The 21,113-nt window shown below is 66.1% G+C and carries 26 protein-coding genes and 1 pseudogene; 20 read left to right on the forward strand and 7 right to left on the reverse strand.

The features are described 5' to 3' along the window. Nucleotides 1-308: 308 nt before the first annotated feature. Both F9C41_RS19130 and F9C41_RS19135 read right to left on the reverse strand, forming a co-directional pair. A complete protein-coding gene (locus F9C41_RS19130) occupies nt 309-887 on the reverse strand; it encodes a GNAT family N-acetyltransferase (RefSeq protein WP_155388187.1) in 579 nt (192 codons plus the stop codon). Between the two features lie 127 nt (nt 888-1,014). Then, nucleotides 1,015-1,149 (reverse strand): annotated as a pseudogene (locus tag F9C41_RS19135) (IS256 family transposase); the annotation flags it as partial. A gap of 305 nt (nt 1,150-1,454) precedes the next feature. On the opposite strand from F9C41_RS19135, the gene F9C41_RS19140 reads away from it, so the two are divergent. The 5 genes from F9C41_RS19140 (at nt 1,455) to F9C41_RS19160 (ending at nt 4,219) form a co-directional block, all read left to right on the forward strand. Continuing rightward, nucleotides 1,455-1,976 carry a DUF6879 family protein gene (locus F9C41_RS19140; RefSeq protein WP_155388188.1) on the forward strand — a complete coding sequence of 174 codons (522 nt, stop codon included), beginning with the start codon at nt 1,455-1,457 and terminating at the stop codon, nt 1,974-1,976. Between the two features lie 15 nt (nt 1,977-1,991). After that, entirely contained in the window at nt 1,992-2,333 is a 342-nt protein-coding gene (locus tag F9C41_RS41380) for a helix-turn-helix domain-containing protein (RefSeq protein ID WP_230689746.1), read from the forward strand. A gap of 358 nt (nt 2,334-2,691) precedes the next feature. Then, nucleotides 2,692-2,907 carry a hypothetical protein gene (locus F9C41_RS19150; RefSeq protein ID WP_155388189.1) on the forward strand — a complete coding sequence of 72 codons (216 nt, stop codon included), beginning with the start codon at nt 2,692-2,694 and terminating at the stop codon, nt 2,905-2,907. A 311-nt stretch (nt 2,908-3,218) separates the two neighbouring features. After that, complete coding sequence (locus tag F9C41_RS19155; RefSeq protein WP_155388190.1) at nt 3,219-3,443, forward strand: hypothetical protein; 225 nt, start codon at nt 3,219-3,221, stop codon at nt 3,441-3,443. Then, nucleotides 3,440-4,219: a DUF2637 domain-containing protein gene (locus tag F9C41_RS19160; RefSeq protein WP_155388191.1), complete on the forward strand. Its 780-nt coding sequence runs from the start codon at nt 3,440-3,442 to the stop codon at nt 4,217-4,219. Before F9C41_RS19155 ends, F9C41_RS19160 begins: the two co-directional genes overlap by 4 nt. Nucleotides 4,220-4,260: 41 nt before the next feature. On the opposite strand, the gene F9C41_RS19165 is transcribed toward F9C41_RS19160, so the two are convergent. Further along, nucleotides 4,261-4,902, reverse strand: coding sequence for a hypothetical protein (locus F9C41_RS19165; protein WP_155388192.1), 642 nt, complete (start codon nt 4,900-4,902; stop codon nt 4,261-4,263). Between the two features lie 146 nt (nt 4,903-5,048). On the opposite strand from F9C41_RS19165, the gene F9C41_RS19170 reads away from it, so the two are divergent. From F9C41_RS19170 to F9C41_RS19180, 3 genes are all read left to right on the forward strand, one after another. Then, nucleotides 5,049-5,627 (forward strand): hypothetical protein, encoded by a 579-nt coding sequence (locus F9C41_RS19170; RefSeq protein WP_155388193.1) that lies wholly within the window; start codon nt 5,049-5,051, stop codon nt 5,625-5,627. A 46-nt stretch (nt 5,628-5,673) separates the two neighbouring features. Beyond that, nucleotides 5,674-6,312 carry a hypothetical protein gene (locus tag F9C41_RS19175; protein WP_155388194.1) on the forward strand — a complete coding sequence of 213 codons (639 nt, stop codon included), beginning with the start codon at nt 5,674-5,676 and terminating at the stop codon, nt 6,310-6,312. A gap of 211 nt (nt 6,313-6,523) precedes the next feature. After that, nucleotides 6,524-7,096, forward strand: a complete 573-nt coding sequence (locus tag F9C41_RS19180; protein ID WP_155388195.1) for a hypothetical protein — start codon at nt 6,524-6,526, stop codon at nt 7,094-7,096. A 689-nt stretch (nt 7,097-7,785) separates the two neighbouring features. Here F9C41_RS19180 and F9C41_RS41385 read toward each other — a convergent pair. Both F9C41_RS41385 and F9C41_RS19190 read right to left on the reverse strand, forming a co-directional pair. Then, complete coding sequence (locus tag F9C41_RS41385) at nt 7,786-8,256, reverse strand: hypothetical protein (RefSeq protein ID WP_230689747.1); 471 nt, start codon at nt 8,254-8,256, stop codon at nt 7,786-7,788. A 50-nt stretch (nt 8,257-8,306) separates the two neighbouring features. Continuing rightward, nucleotides 8,307-8,609 carry a helix-turn-helix domain-containing protein gene (locus tag F9C41_RS19190; protein ID WP_155388196.1) on the reverse strand — a complete coding sequence of 101 codons (303 nt, stop codon included), beginning with the start codon at nt 8,607-8,609 and terminating at the stop codon, nt 8,307-8,309. Nucleotides 8,610-8,849: 240 nt separating this feature from the next. Here F9C41_RS19190 and F9C41_RS19195 point away from each other — a divergent pair, with 240 nt between their 5' ends. The 7 genes from F9C41_RS19195 to F9C41_RS19225 all read left to right on the forward strand — a co-directional run bounded on the left by F9C41_RS19195 (nt 8,850) and on the right by F9C41_RS19225 (nt 11,921). Continuing rightward, a complete protein-coding gene (locus tag F9C41_RS19195; RefSeq protein WP_155388197.1) occupies nt 8,850-9,401 on the forward strand; it encodes an HNH endonuclease in 552 nt (183 codons plus the stop codon). 131 nt (nt 9,402-9,532) lie between these two features. Then, a complete protein-coding gene (locus F9C41_RS19200) occupies nt 9,533-9,745 on the forward strand; it encodes a hypothetical protein (RefSeq protein ID WP_155388198.1) in 213 nt (70 codons plus the stop codon). Continuing rightward, nucleotides 9,735-10,253: a DUF6879 family protein gene (locus F9C41_RS19205; RefSeq protein ID WP_155388199.1), complete on the forward strand. Its 519-nt coding sequence runs from the start codon at nt 9,735-9,737 to the stop codon at nt 10,251-10,253. Before F9C41_RS19200 ends, F9C41_RS19205 begins: the two co-directional genes overlap by 11 nt. A gap of 12 nt (nt 10,254-10,265) precedes the next feature. Beyond that, on the forward strand, nt 10,266-11,111 hold the full coding sequence (locus F9C41_RS19210) for a helix-turn-helix domain-containing protein (protein WP_230689749.1): 846 nt from the start codon (nt 10,266-10,268) through the stop codon (nt 11,109-11,111). 255 nt (nt 11,112-11,366) lie between these two features. Next, nucleotides 11,367-11,510 carry a hypothetical protein gene (locus F9C41_RS19215; protein WP_155388200.1) on the forward strand — a complete coding sequence of 48 codons (144 nt, stop codon included), beginning with the start codon at nt 11,367-11,369 and terminating at the stop codon, nt 11,508-11,510. Nucleotides 11,511-11,524: 14 nt separating this feature from the next. Next, the gene (locus tag F9C41_RS19220; RefSeq protein WP_155388201.1) at nt 11,525-11,713 is read left to right on the forward strand and encodes a hypothetical protein; all 189 of its coding nucleotides are present in this window, start codon (nt 11,525-11,527) and stop codon (nt 11,711-11,713) included. Beyond that, nucleotides 11,706-11,921, forward strand: coding sequence for a hypothetical protein (locus F9C41_RS19225; RefSeq protein WP_155388202.1), 216 nt, complete (start codon nt 11,706-11,708; stop codon nt 11,919-11,921). The genes F9C41_RS19220 and F9C41_RS19225 overlap by 8 nt, the downstream gene beginning before the upstream one ends. 81 nt (nt 11,922-12,002) lie before the next feature. Here the strand turns inward: F9C41_RS19225 and F9C41_RS19230 are convergent, their stop codons facing one another. Beyond that, complete coding sequence (locus F9C41_RS19230) at nt 12,003-12,284, reverse strand: helix-turn-helix domain-containing protein (protein ID WP_155388203.1); 282 nt, start codon at nt 12,282-12,284, stop codon at nt 12,003-12,005. A 115-nt stretch (nt 12,285-12,399) separates the two neighbouring features. Between F9C41_RS19230 and F9C41_RS19235 the strand changes: the two genes are divergently transcribed. The 3 genes from F9C41_RS19235 to F9C41_RS19245 all read left to right on the forward strand — a co-directional run bounded on the left by F9C41_RS19235 (nt 12,400) and on the right by F9C41_RS19245 (nt 16,034). Next, nucleotides 12,400-13,608: a tyrosine-type recombinase/integrase gene (locus tag F9C41_RS19235; RefSeq protein ID WP_230689766.1), complete on the forward strand. Its 1,209-nt coding sequence runs from the start codon at nt 12,400-12,402 to the stop codon at nt 13,606-13,608. 140 nt (nt 13,609-13,748) lie between these two features. After that, the gene (locus tag F9C41_RS19240; protein ID WP_155388205.1) at nt 13,749-14,300 is read left to right on the forward strand and encodes a PadR family transcriptional regulator; all 552 of its coding nucleotides are present in this window, start codon (nt 13,749-13,751) and stop codon (nt 14,298-14,300) included. A gap of 21 nt (nt 14,301-14,321) precedes the next feature. Continuing rightward, complete coding sequence (locus F9C41_RS19245) at nt 14,322-16,034, forward strand: acyl-CoA dehydrogenase family protein (RefSeq protein WP_155388206.1); 1,713 nt, start codon at nt 14,322-14,324, stop codon at nt 16,032-16,034. 36 nt (nt 16,035-16,070) lie between these two features. Here the strand turns inward: F9C41_RS19245 and F9C41_RS19250 are convergent, their stop codons facing one another. Further along, complete coding sequence (locus tag F9C41_RS19250; protein WP_155388207.1) at nt 16,071-18,134, reverse strand: AAA family ATPase; 2,064 nt, start codon at nt 18,132-18,134, stop codon at nt 16,071-16,073. Between the two features lie 162 nt (nt 18,135-18,296). On the opposite strand from F9C41_RS19250, the gene F9C41_RS19255 reads away from it, so the two are divergent. Both F9C41_RS19255 and gntF read left to right on the forward strand, forming a co-directional pair. Further along, complete coding sequence (locus F9C41_RS19255; protein ID WP_155388208.1) at nt 18,297-19,709, forward strand: FAD-dependent oxidoreductase; 1,413 nt, start codon at nt 18,297-18,299, stop codon at nt 19,707-19,709. After that, on the forward strand, nt 19,706-21,037 hold the full coding sequence (gntF, locus tag F9C41_RS19260) for a guanitoxin biosynthesis pre-guanitoxin forming N-methyltransferase GntF (RefSeq protein ID WP_230689750.1): 1,332 nt from the start codon (nt 19,706-19,708) through the stop codon (nt 21,035-21,037). The genes F9C41_RS19255 and gntF overlap by 4 nt, the downstream gene beginning before the upstream one ends. Nucleotides 21,038-21,113 lie beyond the last annotated feature (76 nt).

Below are 21,113 nucleotides of genomic sequence, written 5' to 3' on the forward strand. Positions count from 1 at the left end.
GCCCGCCGCCTACCTTCTCGTGCTGCCCGGGGCCTCCCCCTATCTCGGGGGGGGGGCCCGCGCCACCGGGGCCGCGCCCACGCCACCTTTGACGATCGGTTGACGCGCCGCGTCGTCGGGAATGGCTGGTCAGGGCCGCCCCGTTGCTGGTGGCGTCGTCGCCAGGTGGACCAATGCAGCCCGTAGCTGATGGCGCCAACCGTACGTGTGATCAGCTTCGCGAACAGGTGCTGGGTTTCGTTGACAGCGGAATCGCGACTCGGTGGGCGAGGTCTGGCATTTCATCAGCCTCACGGCGCTCCTCCGCCCTAACGCCCCGACGCGATCTGAGCTTCCACCCGCTCCAGCTCGGGGTCACGCAGACCGACCGTGTCAGTGGTCCAGAACGCCTCGGGATAGATCAGCCGGCCGACCATCCACGGCCGGTACGACGAAAGAAGCGCCACCTGGAACCCCGGGTCCGGGATGCGCGTCGAGGGCCGGTCGAACCCAAGGGCGGAGGCGGAACTGAACCCGCGGCGTCCGTAGTAGTCCGGGCTGCCCTCAAGGAAAACGGCTGGCGCGCCACGATCTCCGGCGGTCTGCAGCGCCGCCGCGAGCAACGCGGTGCCGACGCCGCGGCGCTGGAGGTCGGGACGTACCGACAGCGGGGAGAGCACCACCACCTCGACCAGCTCGCGTCGAGCGTCCACCCAGCCGCGTGAGAGACCAACGTGCCCGACCAGCTCCTCGTCGACAACAGCGACCAAACTCGCCCGAGCTGCTCCGCTGGTCTGCAGAGCTCGCATCATCTGCACAACGCGCCCGTCCGATGGCTCGCCGAATGCCGCCGAGACGACCTCCTCGGCAGCCAGCTCTTCGGCCGACGTCACATCACGAATCTCCATGGCGCGACCTTAGTGTCAGTGGTCGGCCGGCGCACCGCAGTTCTCGGGCTCCATCTCGCGCCCATCAGCGGGCGTGGCGGTCTGGGTGTACTGCAGAGATATGTCGCTCTACCGCAACCGGTCCTAGCTATGCCGCCTCGTCCTGAGCGCGAGTGGCACGGCCGGGCCGTTCGACGAGCTTGCCGTTCTTGAAGGCGGCACCTGCGCGGACGAAGGCGACGAGGTGGGGTGCGTTGACGGCGCGCCAGCGGGCCTGTGCACTTTTACGCTCCGTGAGCACCTGCAAAAACCCGATCGCCTTGACCTGCTATTTCATCTTGGTCCGGCTCCAATCAAGCAGGTCAACGTGTCGACGGTTCTGTGATTTACGCGAGGGCGGCGCAGGCGCGTGACGATCTTTTCGATCGAGGACGCCTCTGGCTGCGGCCCAAGCACGCTGGAATGAACCTGAACCAGACAATCACGCTTTCATTCCCGCTGAGTGCCAGATTTGCGCGTTTTCACATGGCGGATCGGTCCTGCGCATCCCCAAGCGGATGATGCAGTTCTTCCCGGAGGTAAAGAGCAGTGGCGGAACAGCCGACGTTCGTTGATCTGCTGGCGGCCTGCCAGTTCAGCGCGGTCCATCTGGAGATGCGAGACGGGTACATGCTCGACGACCCGAACTACATCGCCTGGTCGAACGGGGACCGTCCTGTTCCCGGCTCCCGTCCCGAGCAGTTCCACCGCTGGTACGAGATGGTCGGAGATGTCGTCAGCCGCGGTGGCGTCGTCCGACGGGCACGAGTCGTCAGCGAGCCGATCAGCGATTACGTCAGGTTCGAGTACGACACCACCGAGGTCTGCAACATCACCGCAGGCGAACTCGTTCGCTGGCTTCCTCGCAAGCGGGCGTCGGACCTACCGCTCCCCGGCAACGACTTCTGGCTGTTCGACGACGACATCGTGTTGTTCAACCACTTCGACGGCAACGGCAACGGCACCTTCCGTGACACCAGCACCGACCCCGCCGTGATCGAGCTGTGCAGGTCGGCATTCGAGGCAGTGTGGCAGCGGGCCATCCCGCACCGGGACTACCGGCCGACCTGACGCGGGGACTGCACCGTGCCTTCGAACACGTCGTCAAGCTCCCAGGAAGCCCTGCGAGCTCTCGGCCTGCGTCTGCGGGAACTACGCCAGGATGCCGGCCTGACCGGCAGGGACCTGTGCCGGGCTACCGGCTGGCTCCCGTCGAAGGTCAGCAAGATAGAGAACGGCAGGCAGACACCATCACACGAGGACCGGGTGACGGTCGAGCTGGTGTCCGGTTATCTGAACCTGACTCAGCCTCACGAGGTCCGGATGTACGCCCAGGCTTTCGCCGAGCTGTCATCGATCGCCCTGTACGGGCCGCTGGCTAAAGAGCTGGTCCAGGCAGCGGCTGGGACCTACGACAGCGGCTTCTGATTACTCCTGATGGCTGTCGGGGTTACTGCGGAGAAACCTGGAGCAACTTCGTTGAGGCCCTCGATGCGCGCTGCCTAGCGTCGAGCAGTCACCCACGGACGGTTCCATCCAAGCGTGTGCCAGGGCTTTCCTCCCGGCTCGCACCCTGGGAGAGCCCGCCGTCCGTGGGTGACCAAACCCCACCGACGGAGGTGCGACGTGTACCGACATCCGGGCCGGCAGTACTCGCCACAACGCTCGCAGGTTCCTGTTGTGCAGTTCATCCGGCAGATGAACGCCACACACAGGTGGGACACGTCCACGGAGACCGTGCGGCGCCTCTATGACTACCTAACCGAGCACCGACAGGAGTTCGTCGGTGAGTGACGCGGTGAGGTGGCAGACGAACAACGGCGAGCCGGTGTCGATCGGCGATTACGTGGCGATCGATCTCGACAGCGATGCGATAGGCCGCATCGTGGAGATCTGTGGCGACAGCACAGGCCGTCCAGTGGTCGAAGTGACCGAAGGGCGAAGGCGAGGGAAGAAAGTGACGGTTTGGCCAAGTCAGATGCTTTTGCGTGTCCTTCGGTAGGCAGCCCTGGGGTGGGGTGAAAAGAGGGCGGGGCACCTGCGCCGTGACGCGGTGCCCCGTCTTCTTCCTGATGAGTTAACCGATGCCCAGTGGAGCCACGGTTCTTGGCCCAGAGCGACCGAACGGTTGATATGCAACTAGTTTCATAGAATGCAGAGCCTCGTCCCCAGGCGAACCCGTTCATCACTGAAGACCAGGTCAGCAGGTATATCGCAAGGCTCAGATCCCGTCTCGTCCCGGCAGGTTCCGGCAAGACTGTGACACGCGGTGTGAGAGAAGTTCTGGGGGTCTCCGACGGAAGGGGAGACACCTTGAGCACCGAACCGCCGGAGGAGTCCGGCACCGAACTGTTCCGTGGGCACCGGACCGCCCAGGAACTTGAGGACGGCTTACGTCACGCTCTGCGCGGCGTGGAGCTGACCGAGTACGACGCGCTCGTCATCCGCTGGATCGTCCGCGTCCTGGACCTGTGGACCGTGCGCGCACTGCTGAGTTTGCTGCACCGGCTGCGTCGCGTGGCGAGGGGTGCGGCATGAACCGTGCTGCCTCGCTGCGCGCACTCAGCGTGGCTCTGAGCGTCCTTGCTGGCGTCGTGGTGATCGTCGGCTTCTGCGCGGTGGTGGGCGCGGGCTTCGCGCTCTCCTACGACGCGCTCAAGGCGGTCGCCATCGGCGCGCACATGCGTCCGGATCTCGCGTGGCTGTTCCCGGTCACTGTGGACGGCGCGATGGCGGTGGCCACCATCGTCGCCATCGTGATGAAGAAGATGGAGAAGTCGACCTGGTACCCCTGGACCGTCGTCATCGTGGGCGCGGTCATCTCTGTCATCTGCAACGGGCTGCACGCGACAACCGCAGGCGGCGACGAAGTAGCCATGGCGGTGTCTGCGGTGCCGCCCCTGCTGCTGGCGCTATGCGTGCACCTGCTGATGTCGCTCGTCGAGTCCATCGGGGTATCTGTGGCTGAAGCCGCCGAGGAAGCAGCGAAGCCGGCGCAGGTACGCAAGCCTGCTCGGCCCAAGCCCCAATCGGCCACTTCAACTCCTGAAGAAGTGGGCGGCGTCACCGGTGCCGCGGAAGACGCTGGTGATGGGGATCTCCACGGTGCTGAAGTTCAACAGGTGAAGAAGGGCCGTCGTCGGAAGCACACCGAGGGGGCAGAGAAGAAGACGTGGGTGTCGGCCGAGCTGCTGGCCGCGGTCAAAGAGCTGGAGGAGTCCGAGCCCGGTCTGACCAGGAAGCAGCAGGGCGAGCGCCTGGACGTGAGCGACCGGCGCATCCGGCAGGTGCTCCGGGAGCCAGTAGCTGCATGACCCAATACGACCTGAGGGAGGGCCACACTTCTGGCCCTCCCTCAGCGCAGTATCGAGAACGCGCTGAGCAAGGTAGCAACCGCCGTTATGAGCGCGGTAATACCGGTGATCAGTGAGACCCACGTTGAGAGCGTCCGCCTCACGATCCGGTTGTCGACCTCTGCTTCGAGATCGACATCGATGAGAGGGTTCTGTGGGTTTGTCACAACCGGTCTTCCCCCGACCAACAACGCGATGGTCAGGCGTTCGTTCTTGCCCAGTCGGCATGGGCCGACGGCTATCTGCCTGCCGTTCGTCTGGTCCCACGTCCAAGGAGTAGCGCCGGAGGGTGTCATCCCGTGGCTCAGCACCTCCACGACTTCAGCACCCAAGTCCAGCACTAGTGGCTTGTTCTGGTCGAACGCGGAGCTGGGGATATCACGCCGACTGCGGCTGGCAATCGTTAACTCAACGACGTACGGGTTATCCAAGGGCACGCCGTCCTTGAGAACTTGCAGCCCGCTAACTCGGTTGCGCGTCTGTACGACCGGCGTTGCAGTTGGCACGCTGTAGACGAGGCGTCTGCGGGGGTTGTTTCCTCTGATGGTGATCCAGAGCGTCAGAACACCCAGGATGACCGCCACGACCACGCCAGCAGCACCCCAGACGACTTCCTTTTGATACCACGCTTCAGCCAGAGCCATGACCTTCATCCAAGCAAGGGGTGAACGTGCGCAACACGGACGATCGGTCAGCTTGGCTGCATAGAACGATGGGCCGTCCATCGGTGAATGAACCAGTTGCCGTCCTCACGTAGCGTGGTACACCGGTCGTCCGTCAGAGGAGTTTGGTGAAGAAGAGCAGGGCATTGCGCCAGCGCGCCGCAACCGTGCAGCAATTTCACGATGCTCTGGCCGAGATGCTGAAGTACATGGAGCCGGCCCCCAAGCCTGGCATGGTGTTCCTCACTGAGTTGCGCGCTCGTGAGGGCTACGAGGATCGGGTAGCCGAGATGGACGGCAATGTCTCCCACCTCGCTGGCAAGGCGGCTGCTGCTGCCGGTAGGTATGAAGTGACCATGCACATCGAGCTGCCGCACGGTCGCGGAACCCAGGCGCTGCGGACGGTGCAGTCGTGGAGGTACGCGCTGGACACGCCGTTCCTGCTGCCGCCCGACTACATGCTGTCCAACGTCCGCCAGATCATCGGACGGCTCGAAGGTGAGGCGGACATTCGCGAGCAGCAGGAGCGGACTCTTGCCGGGCGCGTCGCCATCTTCGTGGGCTTCCCGAACGAGGTACGCGCTGTCATGGGGCAGACAAGCCGAGCAGCGGGTCAGGCTGGCTTCATCGTCACGACCGCCGCGCAGGTGGTCGGCGCGCTCATCCTGCTCGGTCTGGGAACGTGGCTCGGCGTGAGCCTGATCTGACCCCACGCTTGGTGACCATCGAGCCTGCGGGTCGTACTCTGCTGCCGTGAAAGACCTTGGTTCAGTAGCCCTAGGCGCTGTGCTCGCCCTCGTCGGCACTGTGCTCGTGCAGAGTTGGATCGTGCCCAGGACGCAGCGCAGGATCAGGCGTCGGGAACGCTGGGAGAAGGACGTACGAGAACTGGCGGATCTTCTGTCGAAGGATCTGCCGACCCAGCTGTACGAACTGAGTGGCGCTCTTAGCTTGGAAGCCGTTGCACGAGGTGCGCATCACGCAGGAGACTTCAAGAACGCGAAGCTTGCTGACGAGGTCGAGAAGATAGAGACCCGCGTCATGGATCTCGAAGACGTGTTCGACAACCAGATCGACGTCATGCGGGTGCTCCTCGGGCGACTTCAGCACTTGAATAAGGATGCCGAGGGCTGGGATGAGTTGAGGCTCCGCATCAAACAGGTCGACGAAGGCTGGAAGGCGCTGTTCCTCGTCGACAAGCTCGACGAAACCATGCTCGACAACGAGGCTGCCGACCGCTGCTATCGCGACCTGCGGGAAGATCTCGCAAAACTCGCGGCGTGGGTCGAAGAACTCGTGGAGTCCAACGAGCCACCGAAGCGGCCAGCGGCACACCGCCGTGTGTGGCGACGAGTCCGCAGGCGCCGTCCGGCTAGTCAGCCAAGCTCGTGATGGTCGGCAACGGGTCCTCCGGGAACGTCGGGGCGTTGGACCGGCTCCAGCAGCCCTGGCAGTAGCTGGTCATGCATCGTGGCGGCCCTGCCGCGAGCGCACAACTTCACCGCGAGCCACGCGGACCGTCGGATCTGGCGGACTGCTGGATGACAACCTTGCTTGCCACACATAACGTGGAGCGTCGGCTATCTGCCACCTGAGGAGATTGGTGAAGAAGAGCCAGCAACTCCTGGAACGAGGACAAGCTGTCGTCGAGCTGTATGAGGCGCTCGAATCGATGCTCGACCGCATGGAGGATGAAGTGGACTCAGTGGCGGCAAGGATCGGGTACATCGACGACCGCCATCGGTGGGAGGTCAGCGAGATCGAGAGGGCAACGTCTCGCTTGAGTGGTCGTGCCCTCGCGGCCGCGGGCGAGTATGACCAGACCATCGAGATCCACATGCCCTTTGACGGCGGCACATACGAGATCCAAGCGATTCGCGACTGGCGGCACTGCGTCGAATTCCCTGAACGGCTTAGCCCGAAGGTCGTCCTGGCCGCGTTGCAGCAGATCATCGGTCGATTTGAGGGTGATGCCGAGCGAATGCGTAGGCAGGAGAAGACCCTAGCCGGGCGGATCGCAAGGTTCGTCGCCTTCCCGTCCGAGGTGCGAAGCATCGCCGGACAGACGAGCGCCGCCGTAGGGCAGGCTGGCTTCATCGTCACAATTGCAGCACAGGTGGTGGGGACACTTCTGCTATTTGGGCTCGGGGGATGGCTCGGAATCAGCCTGATCTAACCGCCAGAGCAACCGTCGGCTTTGAACCAGGCTATCTCCGAGGAGCGCTGAGTGGACTCCGGCAAGGCCCGAGAAATTTTCAAGCAGTATGCCAGCGCAACGGTATACGTCGCAGTCGAGAGCGAAGCCGGCGACCAGGCGATAGGTTCGGCGTTTCACGTAGGAGAAGGCGTCTTCGTTACTGCGCGACACGTGGTCGAAGGTAAACAGATCGTAGAGGTCGCTTCGACCGAGGAGACCTACGTTCCGCTGACTGGCGCTGACGCCGAGGTGGCTACGTCGTACGTCCATATTAATAACCAGTCAACGCCGGTTCATTGGATATCGCAGCGCTCGTTCCAGCTGGAGCGTGGCCCGTACTTCCACAGTGACGAGAGTGGATATAGCGATATTTCAGGTCGAAGACATCGACACTCGGCACCCATATGTCTCTCTAGGGGGCCATCTCCAGGACTACTTAGGCAGAAGCGACTTCGTACTAACTGAGGCAGTCGTCCTTGGCTACCCACCATTGCCACTGACCACGGAGCCGACTTTAATCGGCACAAAAGCCGAAGTTAACGCCATGGTTGAGCGGTTTGATGCGCCGTACATACACTTCATCCTGTCCACAATGCCCCGCGGCGGATTCAGTGGTGGGCCGGCCATCTCAGAGTACGGAATGGCACTTGGGGTCGTCACCTCTAGCCTTATGTCCGGAGGTTCCCCAGCAGAACTTGGCTATATGAGCGTATTGACCGTCGACCCCACGCCTCCATCGAGGGGAAGACAATGAACCTGGCGGCGAACTCCTCCACGTCATCGAGAATTCCTGCTCCCTCTAGGTAGAGCCCATCTACAGCCGCGATATCCGCGATATCCGCGATATCCGCGATATCCGCGATATCCGCGATATCCGCGATATCCGCGATATCCGCGATATCCGCGATATCCGCGATATCCGCGATATCCGCGATATCCGCGATATCCGCGATATCCGCGATATCCGCGATATCCGCGATATCCGCGATATCCGCGATATCCGCGATATCCGCGATATCCGCGATATCCGCGATATCCGCGATATCCGCGATATCCCTGGTCAAAGGCCTGCTATGTCCACGGGTCTTCTTGTGCCTCGGGAGCGTTGAGGTCGTGGAGGTCTTCGCGTGTACAGTCATGTCATAACCTTTTCTGCTGAATCGAAGCCCTGGTTGCCCCCAGGGCTTCGTCATTTGGCTTGTGCTGCGCGCCGCTTTCGGTTTCGGCCAATCGCCGCGAACCTTGTCGGATGGTGGAGATACCGCTGCTGTTCTTCTCCGTCCGCTATCAGGGCCAACACGGCCTGCTTGCCCAGCACGCCTTCCAGTCGGGCAAGCTTGGCCGGATAGGGACAGCTACGCCCCTGTTCGTAGTTGTCGATGGATTGCCGGGTGATGCCCGCCAGTTCCGCCAACCGCTTTCTACTTACGCCAATTGCACCCCTGGCCTGCTGTAAGCCGCCTGGGGCTATCGACACACCCTTGTTTCGCATAGATCGACGCTAGCACCGCTGATAGGCAAATTGGCGTTCGCGACAACCACAATTGCCGTCACCGAGTTGCAGTCAATGGCCTTTTACCCAGGTAATTTCATAACTGATTGCGGTGGGCCACCAGCATCAAATCCGCCGAATAGACGACTGATCGCTGCGCTTAAACTTCATAGTTGGCCGCCGGGCCGCCGCTGGAAATGCTTCGCATGACGACGGTGGCCGTACCTTTAGAGTCTCGGCATGGCCCAAGGACGTCCTGACATCCCCGCAGACCTGAAGCGTCGCGTGATGATGGAGGCCGGCTACCGGTGCGCCATCCCCACCTGCCGTAGCCACCCGTGCGCCATCGACCACATCGACGACTGGGCGAAGGTCAAGGAGCACCGGTTCGAGAACCTGATCGCGCTGTGCCACCAGTGCCATGCGCGGAAGGGCAACAAGCCCGGCCAGATCGACCGCAAGGCGCTGCTGGGCTACAAGGCCAACCTGTCGACGCTCAACGCGATGTACAACGACATCGAGCGGCGAATGCTTGAGACGTTCGCGGAGCGTCACAACGAAGGCGAGCCGTGGGGCGTCATCGAACTCGACTACAGGCTGCACTTCATGGTGAGCCGTCTGTTCGATGATGGCCGCATCGAGGTCGTCAGGGATGCGATGGCGTCCGTGTTCGGAGCAGTCACCTCGGTTCACTACGGCATCACCGCCAGCGGCATCGAGTTGGTCGAGACGATGATCGCTGCTCGACCGGTCATGGTCCGCGAAGACGACGCCGAGATTCCGGAGTTCTGAAGCCTGGCCGTTCATGCCTCCACCGCTCCGGTCAAGGGTGTTGCCCGGAGTTTCCTGTGATCACCTCTCGCCCGTCATCGTTGCTAGCGTCGATGGACAACATCCGGCAACATGCCTACTCAGGAGGCGTCATGGCGCTGAAGATGCTCGGCAAAGACTCGACGTGCGACGACGACAACTGTCCCGCCGTGTTCGACAACGGGGAGACGTACGTGATCCAGGGGTGGCGCGTGACCGACCCCTCCGTACTCGCACAGCTGGGTGTCGTACCCGATGGCGAAACCGTGCTGGAGATCCCGAAGCGGCTCGTCCAGTTCTTCCCGGAGGTGACGGGTGAGCGCTAAGCCCACGTTCGCTGAGTTGTTCGCAGCCTGTCAGTCCAGTGCCGTGCACCTTGAGATGCGCGACAGCTACACGCCGACCGCCACGACGTACCTGGCGTGGAAGAAGGGGTATCGCGCTGACCCCACCGACCGGAAGACGTGGTGGCGGCCGTTCTTGGACCAGGTCGTGAACGCCGTCGAGCGAGGTGTGACCGTGAGGCGGGTTCGCATCATCAGCGAGCCCGCCAGTGAGTACACCCGGTTCTTGTACGAGACCGCCTTCACGAACATCGAAGCGGGAGAGGACATTCGCTGGCTTTCCCGGTCGGACGCGTCGCGCCTACGTCTCCCCGGCAACGACTTCTGGCTGTTCGACAACGAGCTGGTCCAGTTCAACCATTTCGACGGGAACGGCAACCCGATCACCAAGGAGAACGTCAAGAGCCCGGACGTCGTCGAGTTCTGTGCGGAAGCGTTCGAGGCTGCATGGAAGCTGGCCACTCCGCACGACGAGTACCACCTCATCTGACCGGCCTGACCCGTGACCACGTACTCGTCGTCCAGTTCGCAGGAGATGTTGAAGTCCTTCGGGCTGCGTCTGCGCGAGCTACGCCTGAACGCAGGTCTGAGCGGACGGGACCTGTGCGGGTTGACGGGCTGGCTCCCATCGAAGGTCAGCAGGCTTGAGAACGGCAAGCGTCCCCCTTCACAGGAGGACGTCAGGCAGTGGGCGTACCACTGCCGCGTACCTGAGCTGATCCCCGACCTCCTGGCCTCCCTGCACGCCGTCGACACGCTGTTCGTGGAGTGGCGGCGCAGGGAGCGCACAGGAGTGGCCCGTGGCCTTCAGGGCTCCCGGCCGCTGTTCGAGCAGACCCGGCGTTTCAGGGGCTACAACTCGTGGATGATCCCCGGCGTACTGCAGACGCCGGCCTACGCGAAGCACGTCTTCTCGACGATGGCCCGTCGCCGCGGAGTGCACGACGACTCCGATGACGCGATGAAGCTCCGCATGGCGCGGCAGACGTACCTTCGTCGTGCTGACCGCAGGTTCGCCGTGGTGCTGGAGGAGTCGGTCCTCTACAACAGCCTGCTGGCGCCCGACTTGATGCGGGAGCAACTTCAACACCTGAATACCGTGGCAGCCCTGCCCGCGGTAAGCCTGGGCATCATCCCCAGGGACGCAGACCGCAGCGCCATGTGGCCGGTGGAGTCGTTCTGGATCTACGACGACAGGCGCGTGCACGTCGAGCTGGTGTCCGCGTGGGTCACCATCACCACGGCACACGAGATCCGCATGTACGTCCAGGCGTTCACGGCGCTGTCGTCGATCGCGGTCCACGGACCGCAGGCGCGAGAACTCATCACGTTGGCCGCGCGGTTTTAGGTCGTCGCTGCTCAGCAACAGGCAACTGCGGGCAACTGTGTCGCCCTCGTCGATGCCGCCTTCGTAGCTTCAGGTGTCATCCACGGACGGTCTCATCCGAGCGTGTGCCAGGGGCATCCTCCCCGCTTCGCACCCAGGGAGGTCCCGCCGTCCGTGGGTGACGCAGACCCCTACGTCGGAGGTGCGACCGTGTACGGCCATCCAGGACCACAACATCCCCCGTACCAACCCCCGCCCTACGGACCGCAGCGCCAGGTGTCGAAGACCGGCATCTCCGCGATGGGCACGGCCACGCATCTCGTGCTGACCGTCTTCACGTGCGGCTGCTGGGGCGTGGTCTGGTTCCTGCACTGGCTCGCCACGCAGAACAAGACCGTCACGACTACCCGGCCGTACTGAACGGGGAGGACGACATGCGCCGGAGGACCACCTACGCCACCACCGAAGACAGGATGCTCATCGCGCTGAAGACGGAAACGCTCCCTGAGGTGCGGTTCGTTCGGCGGATGAACAACGCGAACACGTGGGACACCTCGACTGAAACCGTGCAGCGCGTCTACGACTACCTGACCGAGAGCCGTGAGGAGTTCGTCGGTGACTGACGCGGCGAACTGGCAGACGAACAACGGCGAGCCCGTGTCGATTGGCGATTACGTGGCGATCGATCTCGACAGCGATGCAGTGGGCCGCATTGTGGAGGTCTGTGATGACCGCACAGGCCGTCCGGTGGTCGAGGTGACAGAAGGACGCAGGCGGGGCAAGAAAGTGGCTGTATGGCCAAACCAGATGCTTTTACGGGTCCTTCGGTAAGAACTCCCACAGCGGTGGGGTGAAAAGAGGGCGGGGCACCTGCGCACTGACGCGGTGCCCCGTCTTCTTGTTCCCACGGTGTTATGCGATGGCCGGACGCACACGCGGCGTCCTCGAGGACGTCTTCGGTCGCAGGGACGCGGGCGGGCTGACGTCCACCGGCTTGACAATCAGGCCCATGGCCTCCAGAAACTTAGCTGTCGGCACACGCAGCAGGCGCCCCATCTTGATGACGGGGAAGTCCTGGCGGCGCGCTGCCTCGTAGGCGGAGTTCTTCCCGATGCCGAGGATTCGGCCTGCTTCGGGAACGGTGAGGATCGGCGTTTCGGTCGGGTCTGGAAGGCGCACTGCTTTTCGAGTCATAGGTGAGATGATAGGTCCCATCCCGGCCTGTACCGGGTCACGAAGCATCAGCCGTCTACACCACGGCTGGTGCTTCGTTCTTTGTTGCTCCAATAGTTTTCAGGAGTTGAAGAAAATGGGCCGTAAAAGCGATCCCATCAAGAAGGTCGTGCTCAAGGACGGGAGTGTGCGGCACCGCTTCGTCATCGACGTCGGACGCAAGTCGGACGGCAGCCGTGACCAGCGCACCTTCACGTACCCCACGCTGAAGGAGGCGAAGGCCGCAAGAGCCCGCATCATCTCGGAGAAGGCGCAGGGCACGTTCGTCGCGCCGACCAACTTGCTCCTGGCCGACTACCTGGACACGTGGCTGGAGGGCAAGCGCAAACTGAGGGCCGGCACCAAGCGGCTGTACTTCGACACGCTGAAGCCGGTGAAGGAGCGGTTGGGCCGGGTCCCGTTAGGCAAGCTGACGAAGGGCGACGTCGACAAGCTCGTCACGTGGCGGTTTAAGCACGGACGCCGCATCGGCAACAAGCAGAAGCAGTCCGTGGAGCCCCGGACTGTCAACTTCATGCTGATGGTCCTGAGCCAGGCCCTCGACAGCGCAGAACGTGAAGGGCTAATCGGCCGGAACGTCGTCAAGCTCGTCGAGCGGCTCAGCGTCGTCAAGAAGGAGATGAGCACCTGGACCGCGAAGCAGGCGCAGATGTTCCTCCACCACATGCGCGGCGACCGTCTGTACGTGGCGTACGTGCTGAGCATCGTCTACGGGATGCGCCGGGGCGAGGTCGTAGGACTTCGCTGGAGTGCGCTGGACCTGACGGGGGAGTTTGCAGAGGAACGCGGCCTGGAGGCAGGCACCCCTTCCCTGAGTGTGCGTTCGTCTCGTGTGATGGTCGCCGGGGCGGTCGTGGAGGGCGCGCCGAAGACTGTCCGGGGGAGCAGGACGTTGCCGCTCGACGAGGATCTGGTCAACGCACTACGGGTGCTCCGGTCTTACCAACGTGTTGACCAGCTCAATGCGGGAGACGCGTACGAGGACGGCGACCACGTCATCTGCGATGAACTCGGCAGGGCGTACTACCCGACTCGTTACTCGTACGCGTTCCAGCGGAGGGCGAAGGAAGCCGGTCTGCCGGTCATTCGGCTCCACGACGCTCGCCACACCACGGGCACCCTCATGCACCTTCGCGGTGTCCCTGTAGCGGTCATCTCAGCATGGCTGGGACACGCGAGCGCCGACTTCACTATGCGGACGTACGTGCACTCGCAGACCGCAGAACTGGGTAACGCACGCGCCAGCCTGAACCACGCCCTGGGGCGTTCCGAGACTGACCAGTGACAAAGAAGTGAGATAGCGACCCCGTTTAACAGAACACCGGCTCACGCCCGTGCCCCGATGTGGCTGCTGACCTGGCCCTACCTATAGAGCAGATGATCGCGTTCTTGATATGCAACTAGTTTCATAGCATGATGGCCCGCGTGGCCCTCGAACACGCGATCCTCGTCTCGCTGCTGGAGCAGCCCGGGTCCGGCTACGAGCTGGCCCGGCGCTTCGACCGCTCCATCGGCCGGTTCTGGACCGCGACCCACCAGCAGATCTACCGCGTCCTCAAGCGCATGGAGGCGGACGGCTGGGTCACCGCCGAGGAGATCGACCAGGACGGCCGCCCCGACAAGCGGCGCTACTCCGTGGCCGCTCCCGGCCGGTCGGTGCTCACCACCTGGCTGCGCGAACCCGTCCAGCCCGAGTCCGTCCGGCACGAACTCGCCGTCAAGATCCGCGGCGCGGCGTTCGACGATGCCGCCGGCCGGGCCGCGCTGCTCGCCGAGGTCGAGCGCTACCGAGCCGACCACGAGACCACCCTGCACCGCTACCAGACCGGCGAGCAGCGCGACTTCCCCGACCCGGGCGCGCTCGACACCGGACAGCGGTTGCAGCACGTCGTGCTGCGCGGCGGTATCGCGTACGAGCAGATGGTCCTGGCCTGGCTCGACGACGTCCTCGAAACACTCCACGGCCTCGGCCGCTGAACCTCGAAAGGGAAGACGACCATGGCGAACCCGTTGCTGCTGAACCCGCGCACCTACGACCCCGCGCACCTCGACGACGACACCCGCAGGCTGCTGCGCGCTACCGTCGACTTCTTCGAGAACCGCGGCAAGAAGACGCTCGTCGACAGCTACAACGACCGCACCTGGTACGCCGACTTCCTCGACTTCGTCGCCAAGGAAGGCCTGTTCGCGACGTTCCTGACCCCGGCCGCCGACGGCGCCGGCACCCGCTGGGACACCGCCCGCAACGCCGCCCTCAGCGAGATCCTCGCCTTCTACGGCCTCGGCTACTGGTACACCTGGCAGGTGACCGTCCTGGGCCTGGGTCCGGTATGGCAGAGCGCCAACCCGACCGCCCGCGCCCGTGCCGCCCAGCTGCTCGCCGACGGCCACGTCATGGCGTTCGGCCTGTCCGAGCGCACCCACGGCGCCGACATCTACTCCACCGACATGATCCTCACCCCGGACGGCGACGGCGGCTTCCGGGCCACCGGCGGCAAGTACTACATCGGTAACGGCAACGTCGCCGGACTCGTGTCCGTGTTCGGGCGCCGTGCCGACGTCGAAGGGCCCGACGGCTACGTCTTCTTCGCCGCCGACAGTCGCCACCCCGCCTACCACCTGGTCAAGAACGTGGTGAACGGGCAGATGTACGTCAGCGAGTTCCGGCTCGAGGACTACCCGGTGCGAGCCGAGGACGTGCTGCACACCGGCAAGGCCGCGTTCGACGCCGCGCTCAACACCGTCAACGTCGGCAAGTTCAACCTGTGCACCGCCTCCATCGGCATCTGCGAGCACGCCATGTACGAGGCGGTCACCCACGCGCACCGGCGCGTGCTCTACGGCAAGAAGGTCACCGACTTCCCGCACGTGCGCCGCGAGCTCGCCGACGCGTACGCCCGGCTGGTCGCGATGAAGCTGTTCAGCGACCGCGCCGTCGACTACTTCCGGACCGCGGGCCCCGACGACCGGCGATACCTGCTGTTCAACCCGATGACCAAGATGAAGGTCACCACCGAGGGCGAACGGGTCGTCGACCTGCTGTGGGACGTGATCGCCGCGAAGGGCTTCGAGGCCGACACCTACTTCGACAAGGCGGCCAAGGACATCCGCGGCCTGCCGAAGCTCGAGGGCACCGTGCACGTCAACCTCGCCCTGATCCTGAAGTTCATGCCGAACTACCTGTTCCAGCCGGCCGAGTTCGCACCCGTGCCGACGCGGCAGGACGCCGCCGACGACGAGTTCCTCTTCCGGCAGGGGCCCGCCCGCGGCCTGGGGGCGATCCGGTTCCACGACTGGCGCGGACCGTACGACAAGCACGCCGACCTCGCCAACGTCGCGGTGTTCCGCGAGCAGGCCGACGGCCTGTGCGCCCTGCTGCTCGCCCATGCCCCGTCGGAGGACCAGCAGCGTGACCTGGACTTCCTGCTCACCATCGGCCAGCTCTTCGCGCTGGTCGTCTACGGGCAGCTGATCCTGGAGCAGGCCGAGCTGACCGGGCTGGACCGTGACCTGCTCGACGAGATCTTCGCGGTGCTGGTGGGGGACTTCTCCGCGTACGCCACCGAATTGCACGGCAAGGCGGCGACCACCGAGGAGCAGGCCGCGTGGGCGTTGGCGCAGCTGCGCCGCCCGGTCCGCGACGCCGCCCGCACCGCCGCCGTGTGGGCGCAGGTCGAGGCGCTCTGCGGCGCATACGAGATGCAGCCGTAGCCGGGGACCGGAGTAGAACCGCCGCAGCGCCGCGGGTCACCTCGGGTGCTGCGGTGCTCCCGGCGCGCCCACCTCACCGATCTCGACCGTCCAGAGCAGGTCGGTGAGCTGTTCGAGCGCCTTGGCGAGGTGGCGGCGGTAGGTGCTCAACGGCAGGTCGAGCACCTCCGCGGCGGCTTCCTGGGTCGGTGCGGCCCGCACGTAGGTGCGGTGCAGGACGGCCCGGAGCTGGTCGCCCTTGGGCTCGTCGCCGAGCCGGGCGACGGCGTCCTCGATCGTGGCCCGCAGCCGGGCGACGTCGGGACCGGTGGCCGTGGCCGCGAGCGCGGAGCCCATGAGCAGGTTGGCGGCGAGCCGGTCCGGCCGGTGCAGGTTCGGCATCGCGGCCCGCACCGCCGCGGCGAACCCGGACCGGTCCAGCGCCGGCGGGCGCACGATGGCGGCCGGCGGCGGCCCGGTCTCCCCGGTGTGGCCACGTTCGCGCATCAGGTCGAACCAGGCGTCGACCGGCACCCGCCGCCAGTCGATGCCGTAGACGACGTGCCGCAGGCCCCCGACGTCGGCCTCGGTCAGCGGGACGAACGCGAGATAGTCGAAGAAGGGCGCCCAGTACTCGACATCGACGGCGACGATGAACGACCAGGCAAGCGGGCGAGTCAGCCAGAGGACGATGCTGGACACGTTTCCGGCCAGCACCGCGTAGAGGTCGCGTTGGTGTTCGCGCGCACCGCCGAAGAAGCGGGAGATGTCGATGCGCTCCCCAGGACGGATCGGCCCCTGCCGCGCGACATGGTCGAGCACGGCCCGCACGACCGGGTCCCGCTCTTCCAACACCGAACCACCGGGGCATATCAGGTGGTGGATGAAACCCGCGACGCCGTCGCCGGTCCGGACGACGCTGAGGTGCTCCGGCTGCTCGCCGATCCAGGCACGGGCGAGCCGGGCGCTGGCCGGTCCCTCGAACTTCTCGACGATCGAGCAGACCTGGTCATACTCGTCGGGGCGGGCCGGCACGACCGCGGCCGAACCCTGCGCGCGGATGGCCGAGATCGCGCTGGTGAGGGGACTGTTTCGCAATAGCAGGTGCAGCTGCTGGGCGTGCGGATGCCGGTCGAAGCCGGTGGCGGCTCGCAGACCGGCCAGCGCATGGGCTTTGACGACCCGGCGGTGCGAGCGATACCGCTCCGGTGAGCGGCGTTCGAATTCGGCGTCGAGCACGTCACGAGCCAGGTCGTGGATGGACAACCCGTGCGGGCCGGCCGTGACGAACGGCCGCCGTGCCAGCCACTGCCACACCGCGGAAGCTTCGTCGCCCACCAGCCGCCGCAGCAGGTCCTCGGTCGTCACCCACGCGATGGCGCAGGTGGCCAGCCCCGTCAGGTGCGCCTCGCTCGGCGCGTCACGAAGGAACGACTCCAGCAACTCCGAGATCAAGTCGGATGCGTCGGCGAGGGTGCCGGGAATCTGGCCGGTCGCGGCGAGATCGGCCAGCAGCGCCATGGTCAGCGGATGACCACGACCGAGCCCGACCAGATGCGGCCGCACGGGCGGCTCAACGCCGGCATGCGCGAGCAGCTCACCGCTTTCGGCCGGGTCGAAGGGGTCGAGGCGGTGCACCGCCACCAGATGCCGCCAGCCGGGGTCGGTGCGCCACGGCGCGGCGGGCGGGTCACGGCCTGCCAACACGACGACGTTTTCGGCGCTCAGGCCGGGGACGAACGCGTCGCGCAGCCAGGCGTCGATCGCGGTCAGCTGCTCGTAGCCGTCGACGAGCAGGACAGCGCCGGCCGGCAGCTGCGCGACCGGACCGTCGCCGCCCTGCGGGCCGAGGGCTAGCCGGACGGCCGTCTGCACCCCGTCGGGCGACGGATCGACTTCGCGGCCGTCGACCTGAACGACGACCCGTCCGGCCGCACGGGCGCGGGCACGCAGCTCCAGCAGCAGCGTGGTCTTGCCGATACCGCCCTGGCCGTGCACGAACAGCACCCGCCGCGGCGAGCGCCCCTGCAACGCCTCGTCGAAGCCCGCCAGCTCGCGCAGGCGTCCCACGAACCGCTGTCGCCGGGCATCGTCCAGCAGGTCGCCGAGCTGCGTGGACATGTCGGCACCTCCAGCAGATCGGATGGCAGCGCGCAACCGCGCCGATCCTATCGTCGATCGCCCAGGCGGGATTGGACAGCGAGTGACTACCAACTGACCTGGAAAGTGGGCGCCTGCCCGGCCGAACCTACGTGCATCAGTTCTCCGAACCGGAGGTGCACCATGGCCCGGATACTCGTTCTCGGCGCAGGCCTGAGCGGCCTGTCGACCGCGTTGCTGCTCGCCCGCGACGGTCACGAGGTGACGGTCGTCGAACGTGATCCGGCCGAACCGCCGCCCGCCGCGCAGCCGTGGGAGGCGTGGCTGCGACCCGGAGTCAACCAGTTCCGCCTCCCGCACCTGATGCTGCCACGGTGGCGGGCCGAGATGGACCGCGAACTGCCGGACGTCCTGCACGCCCTGGAGGCCGCCGGCGGGCTGCGGACGAACCTGCTGGCGATGCTGCCGCAGCGCGCCCCGTGGCGCGACGGCGACGAGCGCTTCGAGACCGTCACCGCACGCCGACCGGTGCTGGAGGCCGCCTTGGCCGCCGTCGCCGCCGACACCGCGGGCATCACCGTCTGCCGCGGCGTCGCGGTCACCGGGCTGCTCACCGACCCGTCCACCCGCACCCCGGCCCCACGCGTGACCGGTGTGCTCGCCGAGGGCGGCCGGCTGCTGCGGGCCGACCTCGTGGTCGACTGCTGCGGCCGCCGCTCGGCCCTCGCGTCCTGGCTGCAGGCCGCCGGCGCCCGCCGACCCGCCGAGGAGCGCGCCGACTGCGGCTTCGTCTACTTCGCACGGCATTTCCGCACCCGCACCGGGGCACTGCCCGAGGGCCACACCAACCTGCTGCAACGCCACGATTCGATGTCGATCCTGACCCTGCCCGCCGACCACGGCACCTGGAGCGTCGCGCTGGTCACCAGCAGCCGGGACCGGCCGATGCGGGCATTGCGCGATCCGGCCCGCTGGGACGCGGCCCTGGCCCTCTATCCGGACGCCGCGCACTGGCGCGACGGCGAACCGATCTCCGGGGTCGAGGTGATCGCGGGCATCGAGGACCGCCACCGCGACTTCATCGTCGACGGCAGGCCGGTCGCCACCGGCGTCGTCGCCGTGGGCGACTCGTGGGCGTGCACCAATCCCTCGCTCGGCCGCGGCGCCACGATCGGCCTGATCCACGCCATCGGCCTGCGCGACGTGCTGCGCACCACCGACCCCGCCGACCACGACAAGCTGGCATGCCGGTTCCACGAGTGGACCTCCGCCGCCGTGCAGCCGCTGCACCGCAACACCCTGTGGTACGACCGGCACCGGCTGGCCGAACTCGACGCCGACGCCGCCGGGCTGCCATACCGGAACGACGACCCGAGATGGGCGTTCAGCCTCGCCATGTTCGCCGCCGCACGCACCGACCCCGACGTCGCCCGTGCGCACCTGTCGCTCGGATCCCTGCTGGCCGACATCGACCAGGTGCTCGCCGAACCGGGACTGGCCCGGCGGATCACCGAGCTCGGCGCGACCGCCCCGAACCATCCGCTCGCCGGGCCCAGCCGGCGTGAACTGCTCGCCGCCATCGGCGGTGCGCCGTGACGACGGCACCGGCGCCACCTTCCCCGGCAGGCACCCGGGCAGGCCGCAAGCAGATCAAGAACTGGTCCGCCACCCTCGTCGCCACTGCGGCCTCGACCTACGCGCTGGACGCCCTCGCGGCGGCGGCCGGAGTCGGCCTGGTCGGCTCGGGACTGCTCGCAGGCCTTGCCCAGCCGTTGGTAGCGATGTTCGTGGTCCTCAGCTACGCATGCTGGGGGATCGGTCTGCGCGCCAACCTGAAGGCGAACCAGGCGCTGCTGGCCGCGACGGGGACCAGCACCAACCTGCTGTCCAAGGCCGCCTACGACCTGGTCCGGCACAGGAACGGCAGCGCGCGAGCCGCGCGCCTGGCGGCGGCCGTCGGATACACGGGCACGGAGCTGGCCAAGGAAGCGCCCTACTATGCTGCCACGTTCGGGGCCACGGTCCTCAGCGACTCGATCACCTCCCACGACGCGCTGGTCTTCCTCGGCGGCGCCAACCTCGCCGCCGCGCTGTACGAACACGGGCTGGCCCGCCTCACCGGCGCGTTCCTGCATCGCCGTCGCAGGTACGCGTCGTTCGACACGGACTGGGTGCCGCAGGACTACCTCGACGGCTACTACCGCTCCGTCGAACCGGACGAGCTCGCGACCATCGCGTTCTTCGTCGATGCGATGCGCCACGCCGAACGAGGCCGCCCCGTCCTGTTCTTCGGGGTCGGGCCCACCCTGCACCACGTGTTCGCGGCCGCCGAGATCGCGTCCGAGATCCACCTGGGCGACTACCTGCCCGCGAACCTGGCGGAGATCCGGCGGTGGATCGATCGCGCACCAGGTGCCCACGACTGGCGGCCGTTCGTCCGCCACACCCTGCGCTGCGAGGGCGTCAGCCACCCGACCGACGAGGACGTGACAGCCTGTGAGGACCTCACCCGGCAGAAGATCACCGAACTGATCCGGGTCGACGCCCGGCACCCCCGCCCGGTGGACCGGCGCTACGCGACGGTGGTCAGCGCCTACTGCGCGGACTCGGCCACTGACGATCGCGCGACGTGGCGGCTGCTCGTGCGCCACATCACCGGGCTGGTCGAGCCGGGCGGGCTGTTCGTCACCGCCGCGCTGCGCCGCTGCCGCGGCTACACCGTCGCCGGCCGGGCTTTTCCCAGCGCCGACGTCGACGAACACGACCTCAGAGCGGTGCTCGCGGCCGACTTCGGGCTACTGGACGGGTCGATCGAGGTCCGGCACACGGAACAGGACGCCGCACACGGCTACGCGGCGATCGTGCTCGGCTGGGCCCGCAGGCGCGTCGACGGATCTCGCGAGTGGCGCGCCGATCCCCGGTGAACACCGTGGCGCGGGGGGGGGGGGGGGGGGGGGGGCGGGGCCGGGGGGGGGGGGCCCCCCCCGGGGGGGGCCGCGC

This window comes from Catellatospora paridis (assembly GCF_009720365.1).
Classification (GTDB): Bacteria; Actinomycetota; Actinomycetes; order Mycobacteriales; family Micromonosporaceae; genus Catellatospora; species Catellatospora paridis.

Excerpts from the sequence above, each read along its gene's own strand:
- F9C41_RS19130 (WP_155388187.1), bottom strand. The coding sequence starts at position 887 with ATGGAGATTCGTGATGTGACGTCGGCCGAAGAGCTGGCTGCCGAGGAG.
- F9C41_RS19160 (WP_155388191.1), top strand. The coding sequence starts at position 3,440 with ATGAACCGTGCTGCCTCGCTGCGCGCACTCAGCGTGGCTCTGAGCGTC.
- F9C41_RS19165 (WP_155388192.1), bottom strand. The coding sequence starts at position 4,902 with ATGGCTCTGGCTGAAGCGTGGTATCAAAAGGAAGTCGTCTGGGGTGCT.
- F9C41_RS41385 (WP_230689747.1), bottom strand. The coding sequence starts at position 8,256 with ATGACTGTACACGCGAAGACCTCCACGACCTCAACGCTCCCGAGGCAC.
- F9C41_RS19190 (WP_155388196.1), bottom strand. The coding sequence starts at position 8,609 with ATGCGAAACAAGGGTGTGTCGATAGCCCCAGGCGGCTTACAGCAGGCC.
- F9C41_RS19195 (WP_155388197.1), top strand. The coding sequence starts at position 8,850 with ATGGCCCAAGGACGTCCTGACATCCCCGCAGACCTGAAGCGTCGCGTG.
- F9C41_RS19200 (WP_155388198.1), top strand. The coding sequence starts at position 9,533 with ATGGCGCTGAAGATGCTCGGCAAAGACTCGACGTGCGACGACGACAAC.
- F9C41_RS19220 (WP_155388201.1), top strand. The coding sequence starts at position 11,525 with ATGCGCCGGAGGACCACCTACGCCACCACCGAAGACAGGATGCTCATC.
- F9C41_RS19230 (WP_155388203.1), bottom strand. The coding sequence starts at position 12,284 with ATGACTCGAAAAGCAGTGCGCCTTCCAGACCCGACCGAAACGCCGATC.
- F9C41_RS19235 (WP_230689766.1), top strand. The coding sequence starts at position 12,400 with ATGGGCCGTAAAAGCGATCCCATCAAGAAGGTCGTGCTCAAGGACGGG.
- F9C41_RS19245 (WP_155388206.1), top strand. The coding sequence starts at position 14,322 with ATGGCGAACCCGTTGCTGCTGAACCCGCGCACCTACGACCCCGCGCAC.
- F9C41_RS19250 (WP_155388207.1), bottom strand. The coding sequence starts at position 18,134 with ATGTCCACGCAGCTCGGCGACCTGCTGGACGATGCCCGGCGACAGCGG.
- F9C41_RS19255 (WP_155388208.1), top strand. The coding sequence starts at position 18,297 with ATGGCCCGGATACTCGTTCTCGGCGCAGGCCTGAGCGGCCTGTCGACC.